This is a genomic window from Flavobacterium sp. SLB02 (assembly GCF_009664855.1).
Classification (GTDB): domain Bacteria; phylum Bacteroidota; class Bacteroidia; order Flavobacteriales; family Flavobacteriaceae; genus Flavobacterium.
In genome coordinates, this window is record NZ_CP045928.1 from 4,101,409 (window position 1) to 4,124,793 (window position 23,385).

The 23,385-nt window shown below is 34.4% G+C and carries 22 protein-coding genes; 6 read left to right on the forward strand and 16 right to left on the reverse strand.

All coding sequences use genetic code 11. The features are described from left to right. Positions 1-44 precede the first annotated feature (44 nt). Positions 45-2,012 (reverse strand): putative porin, encoded by a 1,968-nt coding sequence (locus GIY83_RS15020; RefSeq protein WP_208682248.1) that lies wholly within the window; start codon positions 2,010-2,012, stop codon positions 45-47. Positions 2,013-2,185: 173 nt separating this feature from the next. Here GIY83_RS15020 and GIY83_RS15025 point away from each other — a divergent pair, with 173 nt between their 5' ends. Then, positions 2,186-2,848 carry a ribonuclease HII gene (locus GIY83_RS15025; RefSeq protein ID WP_208682250.1) on the forward strand — a complete coding sequence of 221 codons (663 nt, stop codon included), beginning with the start codon at positions 2,186-2,188 and terminating at the stop codon, positions 2,846-2,848. 59 nt (positions 2,849-2,907) lie between these two features. Here GIY83_RS15025 and GIY83_RS15030 read toward each other — a convergent pair whose 3' ends face one another. The 6 genes from GIY83_RS15030 to GIY83_RS15055 all read right to left on the reverse strand — a co-directional run bounded on the left by GIY83_RS15030 (position 2,908) and on the right by GIY83_RS15055 (position 7,691). Next, the gene (locus GIY83_RS15030; protein WP_208682252.1) at positions 2,908-3,759 is read right to left on the reverse strand and encodes a nuclear transport factor 2 family protein; all 852 of its coding nucleotides are present in this window, start codon (positions 3,757-3,759) and stop codon (positions 2,908-2,910) included. A 169-nt stretch (positions 3,760-3,928) separates the two neighbouring features. Next, on the reverse strand, positions 3,929-4,528 hold the full coding sequence (locus GIY83_RS15035; protein ID WP_208682254.1) for an NAD(P)H-dependent oxidoreductase: 600 nt from the start codon (positions 4,526-4,528) through the stop codon (positions 3,929-3,931). A 78-nt stretch (positions 4,529-4,606) separates the two neighbouring features. Further along, complete coding sequence (locus tag GIY83_RS15040; protein ID WP_208682256.1) at positions 4,607-5,425, reverse strand: AraC family transcriptional regulator; 819 nt, start codon at positions 5,423-5,425, stop codon at positions 4,607-4,609. A gap of 24 nt (positions 5,426-5,449) precedes the next feature. Continuing rightward, positions 5,450-6,148, reverse strand: coding sequence for a lipoyl(octanoyl) transferase LipB (lipB, locus tag GIY83_RS15045; RefSeq protein ID WP_208682258.1), 699 nt, complete (start codon positions 6,146-6,148; stop codon positions 5,450-5,452). 5 nt (positions 6,149-6,153) lie between these two features. After that, positions 6,154-6,897: a hypothetical protein gene (locus GIY83_RS15050; protein WP_208682260.1), complete on the reverse strand. Its 744-nt coding sequence runs from the start codon at positions 6,895-6,897 to the stop codon at positions 6,154-6,156. A 62-nt stretch (positions 6,898-6,959) separates the two neighbouring features. Beyond that, positions 6,960-7,691 (reverse strand): hypothetical protein, encoded by a 732-nt coding sequence (locus GIY83_RS15055; RefSeq protein ID WP_208682262.1) that lies wholly within the window; start codon positions 7,689-7,691, stop codon positions 6,960-6,962. 341 nt (positions 7,692-8,032) lie between these two features. Between GIY83_RS15055 and lysS the strand changes: the two genes are divergently transcribed. Continuing rightward, positions 8,033-9,736 carry a lysine--tRNA ligase gene (lysS, locus tag GIY83_RS15060; RefSeq protein ID WP_208682264.1) on the forward strand — a complete coding sequence of 568 codons (1,704 nt, stop codon included), beginning with the start codon at positions 8,033-8,035 and terminating at the stop codon, positions 9,734-9,736. Positions 9,737-9,830: 94 nt separating this feature from the next. Here the strand turns inward: lysS and GIY83_RS15065 are convergent, their stop codons facing one another. The 4 genes from GIY83_RS15065 to GIY83_RS15080 form a co-directional block, all read right to left on the reverse strand. Further along, the gene (locus tag GIY83_RS15065; RefSeq protein ID WP_208682266.1) at positions 9,831-10,433 is read right to left on the reverse strand and encodes a hypothetical protein; all 603 of its coding nucleotides are present in this window, start codon (positions 10,431-10,433) and stop codon (positions 9,831-9,833) included. A 35-nt stretch (positions 10,434-10,468) separates the two neighbouring features. Then, positions 10,469-11,494, reverse strand: coding sequence for a 2-hydroxyacid dehydrogenase (locus GIY83_RS15070; protein ID WP_208682268.1), 1,026 nt, complete (start codon positions 11,492-11,494; stop codon positions 10,469-10,471). An 86-nt stretch (positions 11,495-11,580) separates the two neighbouring features. Further along, positions 11,581-11,997, reverse strand: a complete 417-nt coding sequence (locus tag GIY83_RS15075; protein WP_208682270.1) for a hypothetical protein — start codon at positions 11,995-11,997, stop codon at positions 11,581-11,583. 6 nt (positions 11,998-12,003) lie between these two features. Further along, positions 12,004-12,927 carry a DUF4274 domain-containing protein gene (locus tag GIY83_RS15080; RefSeq protein WP_208682271.1) on the reverse strand — a complete coding sequence of 308 codons (924 nt, stop codon included), beginning with the start codon at positions 12,925-12,927 and terminating at the stop codon, positions 12,004-12,006. Positions 12,928-13,165: 238 nt separating this feature from the next. On the opposite strand from GIY83_RS15080, the gene GIY83_RS15085 reads away from it, so the two are divergent. Both GIY83_RS15085 and GIY83_RS24955 read left to right on the forward strand, forming a co-directional pair. Beyond that, positions 13,166-13,597: a hypothetical protein gene (locus tag GIY83_RS15085; RefSeq protein WP_194617863.1), complete on the forward strand. Its 432-nt coding sequence runs from the start codon at positions 13,166-13,168 to the stop codon at positions 13,595-13,597. A gap of 164 nt (positions 13,598-13,761) precedes the next feature. Further along, a complete protein-coding gene (locus tag GIY83_RS24955; RefSeq protein ID WP_229029114.1) occupies positions 13,762-14,511 on the forward strand; it encodes a hypothetical protein in 750 nt (249 codons plus the stop codon). Positions 14,512-14,563: 52 nt separating this feature from the next. Here the strand turns inward: GIY83_RS24955 and GIY83_RS15095 are convergent, their stop codons facing one another. The 5 genes from GIY83_RS15095 to GIY83_RS15115 form a co-directional block, all read right to left on the reverse strand. Next, positions 14,564-17,038, reverse strand: a complete 2,475-nt coding sequence (locus tag GIY83_RS15095; protein WP_208682272.1) for a zinc-dependent metalloprotease — start codon at positions 17,036-17,038, stop codon at positions 14,564-14,566. Between the two features lie 179 nt (positions 17,039-17,217). Beyond that, a complete protein-coding gene (hemL, locus tag GIY83_RS15100; RefSeq protein WP_208682273.1) occupies positions 17,218-18,504 on the reverse strand; it encodes a glutamate-1-semialdehyde 2,1-aminomutase in 1,287 nt (428 codons plus the stop codon). 119 nt (positions 18,505-18,623) lie between these two features. Beyond that, a complete protein-coding gene (locus GIY83_RS15105; protein WP_194617867.1) occupies positions 18,624-19,520 on the reverse strand; it encodes a glucosaminidase domain-containing protein in 897 nt (298 codons plus the stop codon). Then, a complete protein-coding gene (locus tag GIY83_RS15110; RefSeq protein WP_208682274.1) occupies positions 19,513-20,409 on the reverse strand; it encodes a 1-aminocyclopropane-1-carboxylate deaminase/D-cysteine desulfhydrase in 897 nt (298 codons plus the stop codon). The genes GIY83_RS15105 and GIY83_RS15110 overlap by 8 nt, the downstream gene beginning before the upstream one ends. Positions 20,410-20,417: 8 nt before the next feature. Continuing rightward, positions 20,418-20,753: a hypothetical protein gene (locus GIY83_RS15115; RefSeq protein WP_194617869.1), complete on the reverse strand. Its 336-nt coding sequence runs from the start codon at positions 20,751-20,753 to the stop codon at positions 20,418-20,420. A gap of 113 nt (positions 20,754-20,866) precedes the next feature. Here GIY83_RS15115 and GIY83_RS15120 point away from each other — a divergent pair, with 113 nt between their 5' ends. Continuing rightward, on the forward strand, positions 20,867-21,052 hold the full coding sequence (locus GIY83_RS15120) for a DUF5522 domain-containing protein (RefSeq protein ID WP_073418076.1): 186 nt from the start codon (positions 20,867-20,869) through the stop codon (positions 21,050-21,052). A 309-nt stretch (positions 21,053-21,361) separates the two neighbouring features. Beyond that, positions 21,362-23,338 carry a urocanate hydratase gene (locus GIY83_RS15125; protein WP_208682275.1) on the forward strand — a complete coding sequence of 659 codons (1,977 nt, stop codon included), beginning with the start codon at positions 21,362-21,364 and terminating at the stop codon, positions 23,336-23,338. Positions 23,339-23,385 lie beyond the last annotated feature (47 nt).

Below are 23,385 nucleotides of genomic sequence, written 5' to 3' on the forward strand. Positions count from 1 at the left end.
CTATTTAATTTAATATTTGATTTTTAATATAATAATACCTAATGCTATTGGAAGAAATTCCAAACTAAACCAAATCGGATAACAAAATCACGATAAGGATTATTAGGTGCTGAATAATAGTCGCTTTTAGAAAAAAGAGCATTGATGTGCTCAGCCTTTACATAGAATCGGGTTTGGCGAATTCTGGCATTCACAAAAACATCAAATAATGGATAACCTCCAATTTCTTTTTCTTTCTGAACATAAAACTCTCCAACAACAGGGTTATAGCCATTTGCGTAATATTTCGTAAAATAGTTAAAAACGATTCCGGTTTGCAAAAACAATGCTTTTTGAAAAAAGTGACCTGAATAATAAAATGTATTTCTTGTTACAAAATCAGGCACATTTAAAATTAAATCTGACTGATCTACTTTTTGATACAATAGTGTATTATCAAGAGCGAAAGGACCAAATTTAAATTCACGACTTGCTTTTATCTCCAGGTAATTAATCGCATTTGAGTATTGAGCCGGATTTATAATTTGTGTATTGACCGCCTTTTGTTCTGGCGAGGAAACATCTGCAAAATACAAATGATCATTTAAAACTGTATACTGAACTTCACCGTTTAGCCAAGGCGTGCGAACAGCGGCGCTAAGGGAATTAATTTTCTCGTTTTTAAAATTATTCGACCAGTTATACTCCACATAACTGCTTTGGTACAAATTGTAGTTATTATTGGGTAATTTATTGATGTTACGGTATCTAAAATCAAACTGGATTTTATCATTAAAATCATATTTTAATTTAGCATCTAAATCAGACAATGACTGATCTGTAATTGATCTTGAATATAAAAAACGTCCGTTCCATTTGTTTTTTTGATATTCGAATTGTCCCCCTACATTATTAATCTGCAAAAATAAATTATCGGGAATAACAGTCCCATCTTTATCGACTAAGACTCTTCCGTATTTATAATTAGACCTGTAATCGTCTACAAAAAAATTAAATTTCCCTAAAAGAGAATTTTCATAGGCCACCCCCACCTTATTATACAATCTTTCATAATGGGTCTGATCGTTTATACCACTTGTTACATATGATTCTCCAAATCGTTTCACTGATCGGGTTCCAACAGCTGAAAGAACGGTTGGCTGATTGTATTCGAAAAATTTGTTTTCGTAATTAAACTGGTGCGTTACATATAAATTATTATTGCCCTCAGTTGGATTTATTCTAAAAGCATGATCAAAAAACAAACGTCGGCCTTTTAAAAATGATTCTGCATCGGTAAGATACACTTGCAATCTTTGACGGTTTTTATAATCCGGATTATCACTTTCAAAGTCTGCAGGTGTAGTAATCCCTCCATTTTCTTCGTTTAAAACATCCTGATAAGTATAATGCGCATTGATTGCATATCTTCTATCGGTTGTAGCGTAACTTGTTGTAAATCTAAAATTTCCTGCACTTACCAATTGGTTTATATAATCTCCTTCTGAACGTAAACCTCTGTATGCAATAGAAAAGTTAAGATTTTTTGACGTATTTAATGTAATAAAGGAATCTACATTCTGACCTTTATTTATTGTTGTATTAAAAAACAGTTCGGTCAGGGGCGTTGCTGCCGAGTAATAATTGATTTGATCTGCCTGAAGATAATTAAAATGTTTTCCGTTAAAACCAATTTCCGGATACGGAGAAAAACTAGTCAGGCTGTATTGCAGAGTATTATAAGTCTGACCGATATTGGCAAAAGACAATAGTCCGAAATCATCCCTGCGAAGATTATTTTGTTTGTAAGCACTCTTTAAGGTTAATGAAGTATCGACATAAGTAGTATCATGCTCCAGGGTAATAATCTGGTATTGATCTATGGCTGCAATTTTTGCTTTTTTCTTTTTTATAGTATCAGTTATACTTGAATATTTAGTATTCATATCTAAACTATTTTTAGAAGTATTTTTTTCCTGAGAAAACAATAAAGTGGGTACAACTAATAGGTATAGAAAAAAGAATATTCTCATTTGATCGCTTTATATGGAATTATTTTGGCAAAATTTGTCTGGCAAAGGTAAAAGATAAAAACGTATAAATAAAAAAACACTTGAATTTATACCACTGCTTTGGCAAATAGTAAGAGAACGAATGTTTTTAAAGAAAATTTTATAATATTTGCCAATTAAAACAAAAAAAGCAAATGCTTGAAAAAAATTTCTCAGGATTTAATTTAGAGACCGGAACTGACGAGGCTGGCCGAGGTTGTCTGGCTGGTCCGGTAACGGCTGCTGCAGTAATTTTACCCCATAATTTTGAGCATGAATTTTTAAACGACAGTAAACAATTGTCTGAAAAGATGAGAGTGTTTTTAAAACCAATCATCGAGCAGCATGCCCTTTGTTTTTCGGTTACCCATTTGCATCCCAACGAAATTGATGAGATTAACATTCTAAACGCCTCCATGAAAGGCATGCAGGAATGTATTTTGAAATTACAACATGTTCCTGAATTTATCATTGTAGATGGTAATCGTTCTTTGAATGCAAAACTGGGTTTAAAAAATACTTTTGGCAAACAATTTTCTCTTCCTGAAATTGAATTACTAAAATCGATTCCTAACCAAAGCATTATAAAAGGGGATGGTAAATTTTTAAGCATTGCCGCGGCTTCTGTCCTGGCCAAAACCTATCGCGATGAGTACATGGATCAAATTCATGAAGAATTCCCTATGTACAACTGGAAACAAAACAAAGGTTACCCCACTAAAGAACACCGGGAAGCGATCAGAAAATACGGAACCACCAAATACCACCGCATGAGTTTTAGGCTTTTGCCGGATCAACTCGAATTGAATTTTGAATAACAAAAAAAGACTTATCTAGATCGATAAGTCTTTTTTGTATAGAGAGATTTAGATTTCTCTTATTTTTTACTTTTCAGGAATTCTGCAAATTGTTTGGTATCAAAATAAAAAGGTCTAATTGCGATAATTTTTCCATTTTTTAAATCGAAATGCTCTGAGATTGGCACTGAGATTGTTTTTCCTGATTTTTTTGCTTTGGCCTTTATGGTGAAATAAATCATTACTTCATTTTTTGTAGCATCGCTAAAATAAACAGGCTCTTTTTCTATCTCTAAATCAAAAAACTCAGCTGATTTGCTGTACATTTTTACCCATTCATTAAAACCTGTAAACTTTCCTCCGTAAGGTAATCCTTCTGCCTGATTATAAACTGCCCCTTCTTCTATTAAATGTGCCATTGTAGTGAAGTCCCTGGTTTTAAAAACGCTTTGGTAATACTGGGCAACAATCTTAAAATTTTCCGTTTCGAGATTATTCAAAATTTCAGCCTCAGACAAAGTGGCTTGCGGATTCCAAAAACCAATGATTTTGCTCACCTGACCTTTTCCGTTTAGTCGGGCAAAATCACGACCGGCCATTATAAGCTTATTTTTTGAATCTAAAATTTTCCAGTCCCAACTTACATAATTGTCTTTTACCACTTTTGATCCTGAGCTAAATACTGCATCGGGGTACTTTTTATAAAATTCATTTATAACATTATTAAAGGCAGCTGTTCCTTTTATAGATGCAGAAGGATCCTCAAAAGTACTTTCCTCGAGCCAAATTGTTTTAATTATTTTTAGCCTCACATCACTCTTAGGTTCTGACCAGGCCTTTTCATAAATCTCGATTGGATTTAATTTATCCTTCTTTTGAGCAAAAAGACCATTAATCATAAAAATAAAACAGATAAAGTAGATTTTTCCCATAAGTCATTAAATTAGGTTAGCTAAAGCTTTTATTAAAAGTATAAAACCAAATTTAGTATAAAAAACTCATACTAGTACTACCCTAAGATAATTTGCGGTCCATTTAAAATCTTTGCCGTTAAAGACTCTTTTTTGTGTTTTTTGCAACCATCTTTAATTTTAAATCATTTTATCCCAAAACAGATTCTTTATCGATGAATCTCAAAGTAGTTTTGATCTGATTTTCCCAATCCGAAATACTCTCTTTGGAGGCTCTGTCTGCTTTATCAAAATAAAAATGCTGCTCGATTTCTAATCCGCAATAGGTAAAAATTCCGCTATCAGAGGTTAAGGCCAAAGCTTTGTCCATTCCCATTGCCTGATATTCTGCATTTGATTTTCCGTGCGAATTGATAATGATTGTTTTCTTTCCGCTCAATAAACCTTTCTGAACACCCTTTTCGTATCTGTATGCAAATCCGTAACTAAATACACGATCAATATAACCTTTCATTATTGCCGGCATTCCTGTCCACCAGATGGGGTAAATAAAAACAAGACGATCTGCCCAGGTTATAAAATCCTGTTCTGTTTTTACATCATCGGCAACCTTTCCCATTCTTTGTCCGTTCATATCTTCTAAAGAAAGTACGGGATTAAAATTGATCTCATTCAAATCGCGAAGTGCAATTGCTTCTCCAGATTCCTGAAGACTTTCCAGTACTGTTTGTTTGAAGAAGTGATTTAAACTACCTGAATTGGGATGCGCATAAACAATTAAATTTTTCATGTTTTCTGTTTTTAAAGATTAACATGACAAATGTAAAGCGCAAGGCTGGGGTAGAATTGTAAGAAAACGAAATCTGCTTTATTCTGACCTTGAGCTGCAGATATCGTTTTGAAATTTCAGGAATTTTCTGGGCGAAATATTCATATAATATTTAAAGTCATGAATGAGCTGACTCTGATCGTAATAGCCGCACTGATCCACAATCGTTAGCCAATCCGTTTTTGAGTCCTTTAGTATATTTTCCTGAATTTGATTTACCGCTTTTAAAAACCTCTCATACCGATTGGCTTCTTTAATTGTATAGCCAAAAAGTTTCTTCTGATTGAGCTGAATATTTCTCTGGGTTTGATTGATCTGTGAAGCAATTGCTTTTATTGGACTGAGATTTTGGTTTTGAAAATCAGTTAAAAGCTTCGTTATCTGCTTTTGCTCCCTTAAATAAGGTTTGCAGAAATCTAAAATATAATCAACACGCTGTTTTGGGTCTGAAAGTTTTTGAAGTTCTTCCCATAAAAGAGCAAAACAATTCTCATCAATTAAATCATCCGGATCAATAGGCAAAGAATCAAAAAGCGCATTGCCAAAGAATCTGTAAAAAGCATCTTCTTTAAAATTGGCTACCAAAATCTCTGAATTAGGCTCTAAAGTATAATTGAAAGCTTGTTTTATAGGACCAAGAACCATACATTTTTCAACTTCCAGAAAGGTATTTTGCTGCGATTGTAAAGATGATTTTCTTCCAAAGTTAAAAACCAATATGGTTTGAAAACTTGGCAATAAGGTTTTGGTTATGGGAAATGCCGTTTTATTTTCGGCAAAGTAAAAATGAGAAAAAACAGTTTCAAATGCTGAAGGAACGGCAATTCTATAATTGTTATTTTCTTCAGCATTTTTCATACTATTTATATTTAATAGGCTAATTTAAACAAATTCAGCTTCGAATAATTCTGTCAAATGTTTTACAATTTTAGCCTTTACTTGGGCTTCATCGACTTTTTCTACACCAAGTTCCACTTGCAATGAAGTAACGCCTTTTCCTCGAATTCCACACGGAATAATGTTGTCAAAATATCCTAAGTCTACATTTACATTTAAGGCAAATCCGTGCATGGTTACCCAGCGTGAAGCGCGTACACCAAGCGCACAAATTTTTCTGGCAAAAGGAGTTCCCGCATCGAGCCAGACTCCAGTTTCGCCTTCGCTTCGCCCGCATTTTAAGCCGTATTCTTCTAAAGTCAGGATAATAGCTTCCTCGAGAAAACGCAAATATTTGTGAATATCTGTAAAGAAATTTTCTAAATCCAAGATCGGATAACCTACAATTTGTCCCGGGCCATGATAGGTAATATCACCGCCACGATTGATTTTATAAAAAGTGGCTCCTTTGGCCTGGAGCTGTTTTTCGTTTAATAAAAGATTGTCAAGATCTCCACTCTTACCCAAAGTATACACATGGGGATGCTCAACAAAAAGTAAATAATTGGGTGTTGGCAAATCAAGTTCTTCTCTTCGGTTTTTGATTTTTAAGTCGACTATATCCTTAAAAATTTCTTCCTGATATTCCCAGGTCGATTTATAGTCTTTACTTCCTAAATCCTGAAGTTGAATTTTTTTATTCATTTTAATTATTTTTCAAACTCTACATCAAAGTTAAGTTTGTCAGGATTCTCCATATAATCCGTAAAAGGGTATTGAATTGTAATTGATTTTCGATCCTCGCTAAACAAAGCATTTGGGTTGGATACTTTTTTTATTTTCTTAGGAAAATGATACTTTATAATGTAGGTCGAAGAAGCAAAAATCATCTTAGACATATCGGCCGTAGAATCTTTCGCTTTTGCAGCTAATTTGTCTTTATCGATTACTGCTGTACGTGTAAATTTCTTTCCGTCGTAGCTATAGCTTAATTTACTATTATTATCTCCTAAGCCTTTCCCCAACGGTGATGAAGCATTTGCCCCGCCTTCTAATTTTTGAAGTGCGCTGAGAGATTGCAAAGCATCTTGTAGCTCATTTACATTTTTAAAATCAGTCGAAATGGTCATTAAAAACTCTTTTTTCTCACCATTCATTTTGGTATTTACTACAAAATTTTCGAGTTTTTTAAGTTCTTTTTGGGCTTCGGGAGACAATTTTGCAATGCTGTCTTTTTTCTCTTCAAATAATTGCTTGAAGGTAAAAGTAGAATCTATATTTTTTTTGGCATCAGGTCCAAGCTGGTCACCAGCCATCGCCATTAAAGAGGAACCATCCATATCTACAGAAAACTTTCCGGTTCCGTTATCATTTACATATATATTTTCGGTTAAGGTGCAGCTTGTTAATGTTGCTAATACAAAACAAAAACTAAGTAACTTGTATAATTTCATAATGGCTATTTTTTTATCAAAGATACGAAGACTATTTTATTTTTTAAGATTCCAAGACAACACTATTGAAGGTCTTTTTGTTCTAAAACCACTTCCAGATTCGTTATTTCTGGATTTTGTAAACAATCTGAAAGTTGAAATTGGAATGTCATTGTTTTTTTATCTGCACTGATAACTGCTTTTTCGTTTGAAACCGATTTTATTTCTCTTGGAAAATGATATTTTAAAGTATAGTATTGCGCTAATTTATACTTAGCATACATTTTTTTTCTTTCTTCCAACATTTTTTTATCCGTATCAAACTTTTGCTGATCAACAATTACAAGATTTCTTTTGAAAGTAGAGCCATCGAAAGTATATTGTATTTTGAAAGATTCTTTTGAAACCGGATAATTTTCTTTTAACGAATTTGCCAAAGTAAGACTTTCATAAAAATTAGGTATTTCTTCTATTTTTTTAAAGTCAGAAGAAATTACATTAAAATTTTCCATTTGAACCGGATCCGCTTTAATATGCATTTTTACATTGGCATGCTCCTGAAACAATGCCTGGTCAGATTTATTAAATTTCACAAACGTTGCTGCATACTTTGTTATATAATCCTGAAAAACAAATATTGTATCTGTAAATTTTTCAGAATCAGAATAAGGACGTCCTAATTGCAAATAACTATTTTCGTCGCGTAATTGAAAAACTTCAATAGTTCCGCTCCCGTCTGGGTTTATCTTTATAGTTTCTGTGATTTGACAGCTTGAGACTAAAATTAAGAGTAGAAAGGCTTTTATGATTTTCATTTTCTTGCAAGGTTCTAAGGTTGTGAGTTGCTAAGATACTGAGGTTTTTTTGTTTAATTTTTACAGAAATGTTTTTTCATTGGTTTAGTTTCTCATTCCTAGCAATGACAAGATTGTGTAACCACATCAGCTAAAACGCCTTTTGAAAACTTAAATTTCTAATCTAGCCCTGATAGAAATGAAAATCCTTTTATGCCGGTGTTGGGCAAAAAAAACACAAGTGAATAGCGGGACAAAAGGCAATTGAAATGCAATAAATTACTGCTACAAAAAATCTAAAACCTGCATTCTAAAATCTACATTCTTTTCTTTATCTTTGCACACTTAAAAAAGAGCACAAAATGGCATTATCAGAACAAGAAATCATCCGAAGAGAAAAACTTCAAAACTTACGCAACTTAGGAATCAATCCTTATCCGGCTAATCTTTTCCCTGTAAATCATACTTCAAAGCAGGTGAAGGAATCTTTTGAAGAGGGTAAGAAGGTGATCGTTGCCGGACGTTTAATGAGTGTTAGAGATCAGGGGAAAGCTTGTTTTGCTGAATTACAGGATAGCGAAGGACGTATACAATTGTATGTGAATCGTGATGTTTTATGTGAGGGTGATGATAAAACTTTATACAACACAGTATTTAAAAAACTAACTGATTTAGGTGACTTTATTGGTATTGAAGGTGAATTGTTTACCACAAAAGTGGGCGCGCAATGTATTCGTGTGGACGGATTCACTTTCCTGAGCAAAACTTTACGTCCACTGCCTTTACCAAAAGTAGACGAGGATGGAAACGTACACGATGCTTTTAATGATCCTGAGTTACGTTACAGAATGCGTTATGTGGATTTAACAGTGAATCCCCAGGTAAAAGAAAACTTTATCAAACGTACCAAGTTGTATACAGCAATGCGTGGTTATTTTAACGATGCAGGATATCTTGAAGTGGAAACTCCGGTTTTACAATCGATTCCTGGTGGAGCTGCCGCAAGACCTTTTATCACGCATCACAATTCGCTTGACATTCCACTTTACATGCGTATTGCAAACGAATTGTATTTGAAAAGATTAATTGTGGGTGGTTTTGAAGGTGTTTATGAATTCTCGAAAAACTTTAGAAATGAAGGTATGGACAGAACCCATAATCCTGAATTTACCGCTATGGAAATATATGTAGCCTACAAAGACTACAACTGGATGATGGAATTTGCAGAAGGCCTTCTTGAGCATTGTGCAATTGCCGTAAACGGAACAAGCGAGGTTACTTTTGGCGAGCACCAAATTAACTTTAAAGCGCCGTACGCCCGTGTAACCATGACAGATTCTATCAAACATTTTACTGGTTTTGATATCTCGGGTAAAACGGAAGAGGAATTGTTTGAAGCTGCCAGAGGAATGGGAATTGACGTTGATAAAACAATGGGGAAAGGAAAATTGATTGATGAGATTTTTGGCGCTAAATGCGAAGGAAATTATATTCAGCCAACTTTCATCACGGATTACCCCAAAGAAATGTCGCCTTTATGTAAAGAACACCGCGATAATTCTGAGCTTACTGAGCGTTTTGAATTGATGGTTTGTGGTAAAGAAATTGCAAATGCGTATTCTGAACTAAATGACCCAATTGATCAGCGTGAGCGTTTTGAAGACCAAATGCGTTTGGCTGAAAAAGGTGATGATGAAGCAAACGGAGTTATCGACGAGGATTTCTTAAGAGCATTAGAATATGGTATGCCTCCAACTTCGGGAATGGGAATTGGTATGGATCGTTTGATTATGTACCTAACAAACAACGCTTCGATTCAGGAAGTTTTATTGTTCCCTCAAATGCGTCCTGAGAAAAAACAAGCGCAGATTGAATTGTCTGATGAAGAGAAATTTATCGTAGATTTATTGAAAGGAAATGAAAACAAGATGGATCTTCAGCAATTAAAAATTACTGCTAATTTAAGTGGTAAAAAATGGGATGCGTCTATGAAAAATTTATCAAAACATGGTTTGACTAAAGTGGCTGTTGAAGGTGAGTTTAAATTTGTGGAACTTGTAGAGTAAATTTTAAAATTCCAATTTTTGAAAATTCCAAATTCCAAAATTGTATTAATATTCAAACCCGACAAATTTTTAAAAATCTGCCGGGTTTTTTATTTTAAAACCAATACTTCTCTAATTTCTTTGCCTGAATATCTAAAACCTTTGAGTTTTCTTTAGGAGTTTCACCTTTCCAAATTTCCTGAACAGAAGGGTTTGAAGGGTATTTACCATTTTTCATTTTCACAAGGTGGAACTTTCCTCCGGTTTCAAATATAAGATCGTAAAACTTTTCAGTAGATGAAGTGGTGACCAAAATCGGAAAATCGGTTACGGTGAAAGAATTAATTAAACCTCCATCATTCTTTAGAATATATCCTGAGCAGCCTCCGCTTCCGCAGAAGTAAGAGTTGGAGAATCCTACGAAATATTCGTCTTTTTTATCGTTGTTTAAATCAAAAGCTTCGTAGTAAAAAAATCGATCGTCTTTTGTCAATGCCGGCAAATCTTTCTTTAATAGAATATTCAATTGTTTGCGGATCAATTCCACTGCCTTATCATCTTTTGCAGGGGCATCACTAAGATCTGCAGTTCCTGCAACGGTTTTTGATAAGGTATCCTCGGCAATTGTTTTGATGATACTCTTTGAGTCAGTTTTATCTTTATTTTGGCATGAAAGCATTCCCAGAATCATAACTGCCACTAAAATTTTATTTTTCATAATCTCTTTGTTTTAAGTTCTCAACATTGCCTTTGTTAAACCAGCAAAGCTGCTTTATTTTCAATATCATTTTTAGTCAATAAATCTTTTATATTATTAAAAGTTACCAGAGCAATCTGCGTTAGGGCCTCATTGGTAAAAAAGGCCTGATGCGCTGTAACCAAAACATTGGGAAAACTCATTAAACGCTGAATGGCATCATCCTGAATAATATCAGCAGAAAGATCTCTGAAGAATAGTTTTTCTTCCTGCTCGTAAACATCTATTCCCAAATATCCAATTTTACCTTCTTTTAAACCTTCAATTACCGAAGCTGTTTCTATTAATCCGCCTCGGCTTGTGTTGATGATCATCACATTGTCTTTCATTTCATCGATAGACTTCTTGTTTATGATATGTTTGGTTTGCTCGTTTAATGGGCAATGCAGCGAAATAATATCACTCTGTTTAAAAACTTCTTCAAGAGACACGAATTTTACTCCGTCTTTTATCATTTCATCATTTGTAACAATATCATAGGCGAGCACTTTGCATCCAAAACCTAAAGCAATTTTTGCAAAAGCTTTCCCTATATTTCCCGTTCCGATGATTCCGATTGTTTTTCCAAACAAATCAAAACCCAGTAATCCGTTGAGCGAAAAGTTTTGCTCACGAACTCTGTTATAGGCTTTATGCGTTTTTCTATTTAAAGTTAAAATCATCGCAATGGCATGTTCTGCAACTGCCTGAGGTGAATAAGCCGGAACGCGACAGACTTTTAAATTGTATTTTTTAGCGGCTTGCAGATCAACGTTATTAAAACCAGCACAACGTAATGCGATAATTTTCACGCTTTTTTCTGCCAATTGCTTAATGACCGCTTCATTGACAATATCATTTACAAAAACACAAACTATAGCAGCATTTTCGATAAGAATTACCGTTTGAGGATTCAGCTGTGTTTCGAAAAAATCTAATTCAAAACCAAAATCTTCATTGTAGTTATTAAAGAATGTTTTATCGTAAGGCTGTGTCGAAAAAAAGGCAATTTTAGTATTGTTTGATGTAGCATTTAAACTCATAATCGTTTTTTTTTTGGGTTTTAACTTCTGGTCTTACTAAAGTACGCAATTAATTCTGAAGTAATTTCTGATCCTAAAAAATCAACTTATTCTAGATACTCTTTACCATGAGCCTTAATGAATTCCTCTTTTGGATGCAGGGAAGAAACATCATAGCCTAAACTTTCAAGTATTTCTAAACCATCAATAGATTCTAATTTGTTTTTACCATTCCAACCTATTTTCAAACCATACAAAATACATTCTCTAATATATTTAGGTCTATTCAAATTGACAAATTCTTCTTCTTTAGCAGTTAATCTAATTAGATTTACACCTGTATTTAAGGGATTTCCAGTGTACAAATCTTCCCATGTAATGAAATTAATTTTCAATGGGGTTTGTTTAAAATCTTTCAAGAATATTGTTATTTCAAATCTTGCTATTTCTGAATTAAGTCCAAATCCGGTAGTGCTTTTATATAGATAAACATTTTCTTGAACTGTAATTTTTCTTAATGCCATGATTTATTATGCTCTAAATTTCAAATGATCTGTACTAAAAAGCAAGCCAATGCCACTGTAAGGATCTTTTTTTAAATCATAAAAATTATTGACCCCTGCCAGATCCTGATATAAATCTGAAATTATCGAAGATTGCTGAAATCCATCTATTGTATGATTTATAATTGTATCAGCCAAACATGTTAATTCTTTTGTAGCGTTTGTAACACCGATATTATTTCCCGTTTCCCAATCCCAAATAATCCAGTTCCAGTGGTGTTTTTTATGCACGCAATCCATCCATAAATAAGAGAGATTCTTAATTTTTATCTTTCCTAATTCTTTTTCTTTCCAATACTCTATACTTTCTATTATAGCCTTAATGGCTTCATCTGTTTGATTGTAAACAAAATCAGGATTCGAAATCTGAATAATCTTTACAGCAGCTGCAATTTTTGTATTGATGTTATTTAACTCTTTTTCGTTGGGGGTTCTTAAAAAAGCAAACTCAATATCCTCTCGTTCAAAAATAATTCCCGGCGATTTTTCCAGCATTTGAGCAGGAATACATTTAGTATTAGAATTTTCATCGAGAAACTCTTGCTTTGGATCAAAAGAAAAATGCTCCTGTTTATAAAACCCGGAAGTATATTTTTCTTCAATTTCTTTTATTACAAGATAAGTCTGATAATTAATATCCTGTTTTATTGCCTCCTGGTTTTTGAATTTACAGAAATAATCCGGCTGCAAGATCCAATACAAACAAAGCGCTGTTCCTTTGTCCAGGTGCTTTTGTTTAATGATCCAGTTAAAGGGTTCAAGTCCGTCATCATAATTCCAGAGCTGCACAAATTGATGCAATTCGGCAGTGGTTAATTTTTGATATGACATCTCTCCGCTTACAGCTTTAAGAACACGGTTTTTATTTTTCTTATTAAATAATTCTTCCATATTTTATCCTGGTAATTCTATTTTGAAATTGTCAATGCAATAACAAATTTAAAAACCTATTGTTGTAAAACATCATCATCGAGCATAATTAAAACAATAAAAAAGCCCTTGTAAATCAGGAGACAATATCGCAAGGCGATTTTTCGTTTTGTTAAATAAACTACAATTCTGATTATCAGATTAAACCTATTGAATTTAATAAAGTCTAACAACTATAACAATTAAAAAACTCAACATCATGAAAAAACTATTTATCGCAGCTTTGTTATTTATTGGAGTAGCAAGTTTTGCACAAGAAGCAGATCAAACACCTACACGCGAACCAAGAGAAAGACTAACTCCGGAACAACGTAATGAGAAACAGTTAAAAAAAATAACTACAGAGTTAAATTTAGATGCCAATCAGCAAGCTCAGGTAAAACAACTATTGGCCGACAGAAGTGCTAAAGCAGAAAAATTAAGAGCAGAACGAAAAGACCGAAAAGAGAAACCTACTGCAGCAGAAAGAGAAGCTTTTAAAAATGAATTAAAAGCTGAAAAAGACGCCAATGATGCTAAAATGAAAGCGATACTCAATGCGGATCAATACAAAAAATGGACCTCTATTCAGGACGAAAAAAGAGAGCAGGCAAAAGAGAAAATGAGAGAATACAAAAAAGAAAACAACTAATTATAGTTGAAAAAGAGGCTTAAATAGCCTCTTTTTTATTGAGAATACTTTTTATGCTTTCCTTAATAGTTTGTGTTAATTAAAAGATAAATCTTACAACAAGATTAAACCCAGCCAACTTCTTGAAGTCTAATGGATATAAACCTTTTAAAAAAAAACGAATTATGAAAAAATTATTTATCGCAGCTTTATTATTCGTTGGAATGGTAAGTTTTGCGCAAGACATCAATCAGAAAGCTACAGGTGATCAAAGAGAAAAATTAACTCCTGAGCAGCGTAGTGAGAAACATTTACAAAAATTAACTTCTGAATTGAGTTTGGATAAAAACCAACAGGAAAAAGTAAAACAATTATTAGCCGAAAGAAATGCTAAAGCAGAAAAGTTTAAAGATGCTAATAAAGATCGCAAAACAAAACCAACTGCTGCAGAAAGAGACGCTTTTAAAAAACAAATGGAAACTGAAAGAGCAGCAAATGATGCCAAAATGAAAGCTATTCTAAACGCCGATCAGTACACTAAATGGACCGCTCTTAAAAATGAGCATAAAGATCATAACAAAAAAGGCGATCACAGGGGAAAAAGAGATATGAAATCTCCACAAGAACGCGATCAGGCACACTTGCAAAAACTAACTACAGATCTAAACTTAAATGCTGATCAGCAAAAACAAGTTAGTGAACTTTTATCTGAGAGAACTACCAAAATCTCTATGCTTGAAAAAAGCCGCAAAGATACTGGTGTAGTTCCAAGTGATGCGGAGAAAAAAGCCATGAGAAAACAAATGGAAGTAGATCATAAAGCTTTTGACACTAAAATGAAATCTATTTTGAATGCAGATCAATATACAAAATGGACAGCGATTCAAAAAGAGCGTAAAGACAAAATGAAAGAACACAGAAAAGGTAAAAAATAATCCTGATCAAAAAAAAGAGGCTCGTGAGCCTCTTTTTTTGTTTATACATTTCTTATTTCGGATTTAAAATCAAATCGATTCGTTTGATACAATCTTCATAATGGTATTTTGTTTCGGTGTTTACCGGTTTTGCTTTTGCTGCCAAAAGTGTTGTTTTTAGTGCAGTTAATTCGCCGCGAACCAAAGCCCTTACATCAGATTGTGCTACATTATAATAAATTACAGATCTGTCTGCTGGTTTAATTTCTTCGCTCATTAAAGCGCCCATTCTCTCGATATAACCGCGCTGCAAATTTCTTCTGTATATTGTTACATTGCCCGGTGTAACGGCTTCTTTCCAGATTCCTTTTCGCGTATCTCTTAATAAATCCAAAGCTTTATAAGTATCTGCGCCAAGTATTTCATTATCCATCAGGCGGCCAATACGGCCAATACTCAATAAATTATTTAAATGTCGAACCTGCAAGGCTCTAAATCTCTCGCTATACCCTGCAACATCTGTATTTTTTAAAGTATTTACGTTTACAATCCAGGTTGGCGAAGCAAAAGCATTTGCCTGAAGCCAGTTCATTGCCTCAATTTGTTTTGCTTTTGAAACCACTTCATAAATATTTCCGGCTTGATTTGGCTTTTTAGTATTTTCATAAACCCCGCCCACATTGGTTACCACATGCCCAACATATCTGCTCCAGGCTTCTAGCATTTCTTTATACAATTCATCCAAATCTGCATAATTATTGGTCACAGTACTTGTCCATTCATTTAAATGAGACGCTACATATTCTAAATTTTTCAGCCCGTATGAACTTGCTTTGATCGCATTATTTCCAATGTCTTCGGTTTGAGTTGTAGGATCAAAAGCACTGCTTTGTTTGCCAAACTTATAAACAGGATTTCCAGCTTTCTCTAAAATCCATTTGTCTAAAACAGAAACTTCTTCTTCAGGTGATTTGGCATTTGGAATTACTCTATATCCCCAATTCAGGGCATAATGATCGTATGCTCCCATTTTACGAATAAAACGAATATTTTTATCCCCAGGCTGTGCGATATAATTAAAACGGGCATAATCCATAATACTTGCCGAGATTCCGTTTTGTTGTGTAAAATCACCGTTTCTGTAACTCTCTACATCATAAGCACAACTTGCTCCCATATTATGAGGAAACCCTAAAGCGTGGCCCACTTCATGAGCAATTACCATTCGCATCATCTCTCCCATTTCTTCATCGCTGGTTTGCAAAGTTCTTGCCGAGGGATTTGCTGCTCCTGTCTCGAGCAAATAGCGGTTCCTGTAGGAACGCAAATGATTGTGATACCAGATAACATCACTTTCGATTATTTCTCCGGTTCTGGGATCCGACACACTTGGCCCAACGGCATTTCGGGTTGTACTTGCTACATATCGAATAACCGAATAACGAATATCTTCAGCACTAAAATCAGGATCTTCTTCTTTTGTTGGAGCATCTTTGGCAATAATAGCATTTTTGAAACCTGCAGCTTCAAAAGGCTTTTGCCATTCTTCAATTCCTTGTTTAATATATTTCCTTAATTTTTCAGGCGTTGCAGGATCTAAATAATACACAATTGGTTTTACAGGTTCGACCAGTTCTCCCCTGTTATAAGCTTCAGGATCACTAGGTTCTAATCTCCATCGGCGAATGTAGGTTTTAAGGTCAGATTTTAACTCATTACTTCCGTAATCGTATTGACTTACAGTAAACCATCCTACTCTTGGATCTGCTAATCTTGGTTTCATTGGCACTTCTGGCAATAAAACCATCGATTGATTCATTTGTATGCTTATCGACTCTGTATCTTCCAGCATTGATGGCTTCGAAGCATTATAAGTCATATCCTGAATTACTTCGATATTCATAGGAAAACTTTTAATTGTATTGATAAAACTTCTCGAATCATCAAGTCCTTTTACTTTATACATTTCGCGCATTTCTGCCGATATTCCGCTGATGGCTTTAACATCTGTACTGTAAAATTTAGTAACATCAATAACGCTATTGGCTGAATCTTTGCTAAAAGCTACAATATCAAAAGCAAACAATGTTGGCTCATAATTATTGGATTTTACCGAAATACTAATAGGCAAAGTATCATTGGCAACAGCACTGTATGATTTTGATTTGATGAGAATTTTATCCTGAAAACGCTGCCAGACTATTAATTGTTCATTGGTTTCAGAACCGGCGTTTACATATCCTCCTCCTAAATTTGAAGGTAATTTTGAGAGTCTGCTTACTAAAAGCATGTCTTTATCTAAATACTTATTTGGAATCTCGAAGTAGTATTTTTTATCCACTTTATGAACAGTAAAAAGTCCCGGATCAGAAACAGCGTCTTTAGTAATTACTTTACTATATTCTTTTATTGTAGATTCTGATTTTTTCTCTGGCCCAGCAACTGCTGGTTCTCCTTTTTTGGTGTCTTTCTTTTTAGATTGTGCAAATGGTTTAGTAGAAAACAGCATAAAAACTGTCAGTGTAATAAAAATGAAAAATTTCTTCATTTATGGTAAGTTTAATGATTATTTGTTAAACAAAAATAATTTTTATTCTAAATATATAAGAACAAACATTCTCATTAACTTTTTATTAACTACTTCAAATTAAAATTTTAAAGGCCAAAAAAAAGCCCAACTTTATTAAAAAGCTGGGCCTGAAATTGAAAATATAAATTCTTTACGTTTTAAAATGTCTTTGAAACCTTATCAATCGCATTAATGGTAAAATCTAGATCTTCATACGTTAATGCATCTGTAATAAACCAGGTTTCATAAGCAGATGGTGCAATGTAAACACCTTCGTTTAATAAACCGTGAAAGAATTTCTTAAACGTTTGGTTATCTCCTTTTGCAGCCGTTTGAAAATCAACCACAGGATTAGCATCAAAATGAACAGAGATCATAGAACCCACTCTATTGATGGTAAAAGTAACATTATTGGCTTTTAAAACCCTGTTGATTCCCGCTTCTAAATAAGCTGTTTTTTCTTCTAAACGGGTAAAAATTTCACGATCATTATCAAGTGCCTGCAACATTGCCAATCCCGCAGCCATTGCTAAGGGATTCCCTGATAATGTTCCTGCCTGATAAACCGGACCAAGAGGCGCTAAATAATTCATGATCTCTTCGCGCGCAGCAAAAGCGCCAACCGGTAAACCTCCACCAATTACTTTTCCGAAAGTTACAATATCAGCATTGATATTATACAATTCCTGAACCCCACCACGAGCCAGACGGAAACCAGTCATTACCTCATCAAAAATTAATAAGATTCCGTTTGCTGTACACAATTCTCTTAAACCTTCCAAGAAACCTTTTTGAGGCGGAATACAGCCCATATTTCCGGCAACTGCCTCGATAATAATCGCTGCAATCTCCCCTTTATTTGCTTCTACCAGAGTTTTTACATTCTCTAAATCATTGTATTTTGCCAACAAAGTATCTTTTGCAGTTCCTTCTGTAACTCCCGGGCTATTTGGCGAACCAAAAGTTACGGCTCCACTTCCTGCCTGAATCAAAAATGAATCAGAATGTCCGTGGTAACAACCTGCAAATTTGATGATTTTATCTCTTTTTGTAAATCCGCGAGCCAGACGAATCGCACTCATACAAGCTTCTGTACCTGAATTTACAAATCTTATTTTATCAATATTCGGAACCATAGAAACCGCCAAAGCTGCAATTTGAGTTTCCAATTCAGTTGGCATTCCAAATGAAGTTCCCAATTTTGCTTTTTCAATCACAGCATCTACAACGGGTTGATAGGCATGCCCCAAGACCATTGGTCCCCATGAGTTGATATAATCTATTAATTTATTTCCGTCCTCATCATATAAATATGCACCTTTGGCACTTTTTACAAAAACAGGAGTTCCCCCAACCGCTTTAAAGGCTCTAACTGGTGAATTTACTCCTCCTGGAATTACTTTTTCTGCTTCAGCAAAAAGCTGACTACTTCTTTTATAGATCATTTTAGATTTTTGATTTTTGAGTTCAGATTGTAGTTTATAAACTGAAAACTTTATTTTAAAATTTGATTTTTTGATTTAGATTGATTTCAAAACTGAAAACTCAGACTCAGACTGAAAACTTATTTAACTTTCAATCGCTGCCCAATAGAAATGGCGTTGTCTGAAAGATTGTTTTTCTGTTTTAAATCATCAACCAATACGTTGAATTTTTTTGAAATCGAATATAATGTATCTCCCTTTTGAACTTCGTATAAATTAGGATCATTCGAATTCGGGTTTGATGAACTCTTAGAAGGTGTTGAAGAATTTTTAACCGTGGTTGATTTCTCAAAAGGTTTGTAATTTCTTCCGGTAACCTGACAGTCATATTGATGCAGATTGTATCTTTCGATATAACTTATTAATTTATCGGGATAATTAGGATCTGTAGCATAACCTGCTGCTCTTAAACCTTTTGCCCAGGCTTTATAATCGTCTTTTTCGTAAGTAAATAAGGTTTCATATCTTTTTTTACCCACCAGAAACAAAGCGTGATCTCTGTAAGATTCTGCAGCTTCTGGATATTTCCTGAAACATTCCTGAGCTGAATCGTCATCATGGCGAACACTTTCTCCCAACCAGTCTTTATGGCATTTAATCCCAAAATGATTGTTTGCTTCCAAGGCTAAATCACCTCTTCCGGCACCGGATTCTAAGATTCCCTGAGCCAGAATAATACTGGCAGGAATACCGTATTTCTGCATATTGCCCATTGCAATATCTTTAAATTGCAAAATATAATTATTGATTAAATCGCCTGTTACAACTGTTTTCGAAGTAGATTGAATAACCTCAGTTGTATTATTTGTAGAAGGATAATTTTTACCAATTGGCTTAACAGGAGTTTGCTTTTTGGTCGCTGCCACTCTTGGCCTCTGTATTGCTGCTGCTTTTTTGGTCGTTGCAACAGTAGGTTTACTAGACGAACAACTCACTAAAGTAGCAAGAATCAAGAATGTTATTATTTTTTTAACCATTGCTTTTAAGTATTGGTAATTTTTTCTGTTTCAATTTTATATTCATCCCCTCTATTCCTTGCAATCCGCCGGTATGAAGGAGTAATATTTTTGAATCTTCAGCAAAATAGTTTTTATGGATTAAATCTATAACGCCAAAAACCATCTTTCCTGTATAAATTGGATCTAAAGGCACTTTTGTTTCTTCAAAAAAAGTGTTGATAAATTCAATTAATTCTAAATTTATCTTCCCGTAACCTCCAAAATGATAGTCACAAATCAAATTCCAGTTATCTTGTTTTGCAAAAATACGAATTTCATTGGTTAAAAAGTCACCTTTTAACGCCGGAAACCCTAAAATTTTCTGATTTGGCAAGGCACTATTGATCAAACCGGAAATTGTTCCGCCGGTTCCAACCGCGCAGCAAACGTAATTAAAAACAGCATCTTCCTTTGTCAAAATCTCTTCGCAGCCTTTTACGGCTAATTCATTTGTGCCGCCTTCGGGTACTAAATAAAAATCGCCAAACTTCTCTTTTAATTTTTCGATAAAGAAAATTTCACTTTTATATCGGTACTCTTCCCGGGTTACAAACTCAAATTGCATTCCGTTTTCCTTAGCAAATCTCAGCGTTGGATTTTCTTGAATTTTATCAAAAAGCTCATCGCCGCGAATAACACCAATTGTTTTAAAACCCTGTTTTTTTCCTGCATACGCCACCGCTGCAATGTGGTTGGAGAATGCTCCGCCAAAAGTTACCAGTGTTCCTTTGTTTTCGGCTTTTGCCTGAAGTAAATTGTATTTTAATTTTCTTAATTTATTTCCCGAGATAAACGGATGATTTAAGTCATCACGTTTTATTGTCAGCGAAATATGATTAGGAAAACTGATATGAATTTCCTGATTCAAAATCTATTTTATTTTAAAGTTATGTAATTCAAAAAACCAAAAAAAGATCGGTTTTTCAAATAATCCAAATCCGTTTCATTTGCATAAGCTTCTCTTTCAAAACTTATACTTCTATAAGCCAGATCTTTGTTTTTGTATTGTATGAGTCTGATAATATATTCTAAAACATAAAAGATATAAAAAGGTAAAATCAGAAATTCTAATTGTTGTCGCAAATGAATTTTTTCATGATTGACAAAAACAGGATTATTTTTATCCAAATCATATTTTAAAATTACAAAGGGAAACACAGCCATTCCCCTATATCCTTTCGGAATTAAATATTTAGCAACAATTAGAAACATTCGCTGTAAAATTTATAAATTTGTAGATAAAAAATGTTCGATTTCATTAAAATCACAATCAAATTCGTGTATTTGATTTTAAAAGAAAAGAAACATCAACCCTATGCAGATTTATGAAAGAGCAAAGTAATGAAAATAAACTAATTGAAGGCGAAGATTTTTACTATACGCCCGAAGGTTATAAATGCTTTACCGAAAAACACCACTTAAAACGTGGTTATTGCTGCAAAAGTGGCTGTCGTCATTGTCCGTATGGGTTTGATAAACGAACTGGCGAAATAAGAAAAAAAGCGAATTAGATAATGTGACAATTTGATAGTTTTGTCATCCTGAGCAAAGTCGAAGGAAAAATCTAAAATCAATAATCTAAACTCTAAAATTATAAATGGATATTCTCTTGCGAAAATTTAGGATTAGGATCCACAAATCCTATCACAGGTCGGATATTCGTTATCCCTAGTTTTTTAATTAGAAAATTATCTAAATTAGAAAATGTGCCAATTTGATAATTAGATAATTCTTTTAATACTGAATTTGTAAAGAACAAAAAAATTAATCTGTTGTTAATCTTGCTAGATTATCTTAGCAACTAAGTACCTTAAAAAAAAATGACTTTTCAAGAACAAATAAAACAGGGAATCCCCTCTACATTACCTCCAAAAAAAGCATACGATTTGGCCATTAACCACGCGCCAAAACGAAAAGAAATTCTTTCGGCAGAAGAAAAAAAACTGGCCTTAAAAAATGCCTTACGCTATTTCGAAGCCAAACATCACGCTGAATTAATTAAAGAATTCTCAGAAGAATTAGAAACTTACGGTCGTATATATATGTATCGCCTACGTCCTGATTACAGAATGTACGCGCGACCGATTGACCAATATCCAGGAAAATCATTGCAGGCAAAAGCCATTATGCACATGATTCAGAACAATCTGGATTATGCTGTGGCGCAACATCCGCATGAATTGATTACTTATGGTGGAAACGGCGCTGTTTTTCAGAACTGGGCGCAATATTTATTGACCATGCAATATTTGTCTGAAATGACAGATGAGCAAACCTTAACGATGTATTCAGGACATCCTATGGGATTATTCCCCTCACATGCAGAAGCGCCAAGAGTTGTGGTTACCAACGGAATGGTTATCCCGAATTATTCTAAACCCGACGATTGGGAAAAAATGAATGCTTTGGGTGTTTCCCAATACGGACAAATGACAGCTGGAAGTTATATGTACATTGGCCCACAAGGAATTGTACACGGAACTACCATTACAGTTTTAAATGGTTTCAGAAAAATAAAACTCAATCCTGAAGGTAATCTTTTTGTAACCTCGGGTCTTGGCGGTATGTCCGGAGCACAACCAAAAGCCGGAAACATTGCCGGTTGTATTACGGTCTGCGCCGAAGTAAACCCTAAAATCACTAAAATCCGTCACGAACAGGGCTGGATTAACGAGATCGTAACTTCTACTGAAGAATTGGTAAAAAGAGTCACTTTGGCCAAAGCCAATAAAGAAGTGGTTTCAATTGCTTATTTAGGAAACGTGGTGGATGTTTGGGAATGTTTCGACAAAGAAAACATCAAAATTGATTTGGGTTCTGACCAGACTTCGCTCCATAATCCATGGGCTGGTGGTTATTATCCTGTTGGAATTTCTTTTGAAGAAGCCAACGAAATGATGGCCAATAATCCTGACTTATTCAAAGAAAAAGTTCAGGAATCATTACGCAGGCAAGCCAAAGCGATTAACAAACATACCGCAAAAGGAACTTACTTTTTTGATTACGGAAATGCCTTTTTACTTGAAGCTTCCCGCGCCGGAGCTGATGTAATGGCAGAGAATAATATCGATTTTAAATATCCGAGTTATGTTCAGGATATAATGGGACCAATGTGTTTTGATTACGGATTTGGGCCATTTAGATGGGTTTGTACTTCCGGGAAACCAGAAGATTTACAAAAAACAGATAACATCGCAAGCCAGGTTTTAGAAGAACTGGCTAAAACTGCTCCTAATGAAATTCAGCAGCAAATGCAGGATAACATCAAATGGATCAAAGGCGCGCAGGAAAACAAACTCGTTGTAGGTTCTCAGGCCCGTATTTTATATGCTGATGCTGAAGGTAGAATTAAAATTGCTGAAGCGTTTAATCAGGCGATTGCCAAAGGCGAAATAGGAACGGTTGTTTTAGGCCGCGATCATCATGATGTTTCGGGAACTGATTCTCCTTACAGAGAGACATCTAACATCTATGACGGATCTCGTTTTACGGCTGATATGGCCATTCAAAACGTGATTGGAGACAGTTTTAGAGGAGCAACCTGGGTTTCGATTCATAATGGCGGAGGAGTTGGCTGGGGAGAGGTTATAAACGGTGGTTTTGGTATGGTTCTTGATGGCTCTAAAGAGGCGTCAAAACGTTTAGCATCAATGCTTTTTTGGGATGTTAACAACGGAATTTCAAGACGAAGCTGGGCCCGAAATGACGAAGCTGTTTTTGCTATAAAAAGAGCAATGGAAGTCCAGCCGCTATTAAAGGTAACTTTACCCAATATTGTAGATGAAAATCTATTTTAGACAAAGTTTCGTATTTAATTAAAAACAAAGAACATTAAAAATTTTAA

Coding starts and splice junctions, on each gene's coding strand:
- GIY83_RS15105 (WP_194617867.1), bottom strand. CDS start 19,520: ATGGTTAAAAAAATAATAACATTCTTGATTCTTGCTACTTTAGTGAGT.
- lysS (WP_208682264.1), top strand. CDS start 8,033: ATGGCATTATCAGAACAAGAAATCATCCGAAGAGAAAAACTTCAAAAC.
- GIY83_RS15095 (WP_208682272.1), bottom strand. CDS start 17,038: ATGAAGAAATTTTTCATTTTTATTACACTGACAGTTTTTATGCTGTTT.
- GIY83_RS15075 (WP_208682270.1), bottom strand. CDS start 11,997: ATGGCATTAAGAAAAATTACAGTTCAAGAAAATGTTTATCTATATAAA.
- GIY83_RS15030 (WP_208682252.1), bottom strand. CDS start 3,759: ATGGGAAAAATCTACTTTATCTGTTTTATTTTTATGATTAATGGTCTT.
- GIY83_RS15080 (WP_208682271.1), bottom strand. CDS start 12,927: ATGGAAGAATTATTTAATAAGAAAAATAAAAACCGTGTTCTTAAAGCT.
- GIY83_RS15070 (WP_208682268.1), bottom strand. CDS start 11,494: ATGAGTTTAAATGCTACATCAAACAATACTAAAATTGCCTTTTTTTCG.
- GIY83_RS15040 (WP_208682256.1), bottom strand. CDS start 5,425: ATGAAAAATGCTGAAGAAAATAACAATTATAGAATTGCCGTTCCTTCA.
- GIY83_RS15035 (WP_208682254.1), bottom strand. CDS start 4,528: ATGAAAAATTTAATTGTTTATGCGCATCCCAATTCAGGTAGTTTAAAT.
- lipB (WP_208682258.1), bottom strand. CDS start 6,148: ATGAATAAAAAAATTCAACTTCAGGATTTAGGAAGTAAAGACTATAAA.
- GIY83_RS15050 (WP_208682260.1), bottom strand. CDS start 6,897: ATGAAATTATACAAGTTACTTAGTTTTTGTTTTGTATTAGCAACATTA.
- GIY83_RS24955 (WP_229029114.1), top strand. CDS start 13,762: ATGAAAAAATTATTTATCGCAGCTTTATTATTCGTTGGAATGGTAAGT.
- GIY83_RS15025 (WP_208682250.1), top strand. CDS start 2,186: ATGCTTGAAAAAAATTTCTCAGGATTTAATTTAGAGACCGGAACTGAC.
- GIY83_RS15020 (WP_208682248.1), bottom strand. CDS start 2,012: ATGAGAATATTCTTTTTTCTATACCTATTAGTTGTACCCACTTTATTG.
- GIY83_RS15120 (WP_073418076.1), top strand. CDS start 20,867: ATGAAAGAGCAAAGTAATGAAAATAAACTAATTGAAGGCGAAGATTTT.
- GIY83_RS15085 (WP_194617863.1), top strand. CDS start 13,166: ATGAAAAAACTATTTATCGCAGCTTTGTTATTTATTGGAGTAGCAAGT.
- GIY83_RS15115 (WP_194617869.1), bottom strand. CDS start 20,753: ATGTTTCTAATTGTTGCTAAATATTTAATTCCGAAAGGATATAGGGGA.
- GIY83_RS15125 (WP_208682275.1), top strand. CDS start 21,362: ATGACTTTTCAAGAACAAATAAAACAGGGAATCCCCTCTACATTACCT.
- GIY83_RS15065 (WP_208682266.1), bottom strand. CDS start 10,433: ATGAAAAATAAAATTTTAGTGGCAGTTATGATTCTGGGAATGCTTTCA.
- GIY83_RS15055 (WP_208682262.1), bottom strand. CDS start 7,691: ATGAAAATCATAAAAGCCTTTCTACTCTTAATTTTAGTCTCAAGCTGT.
- hemL (WP_208682273.1), bottom strand. CDS start 18,504: ATGATCTATAAAAGAAGTAGTCAGCTTTTTGCTGAAGCAGAAAAAGTA.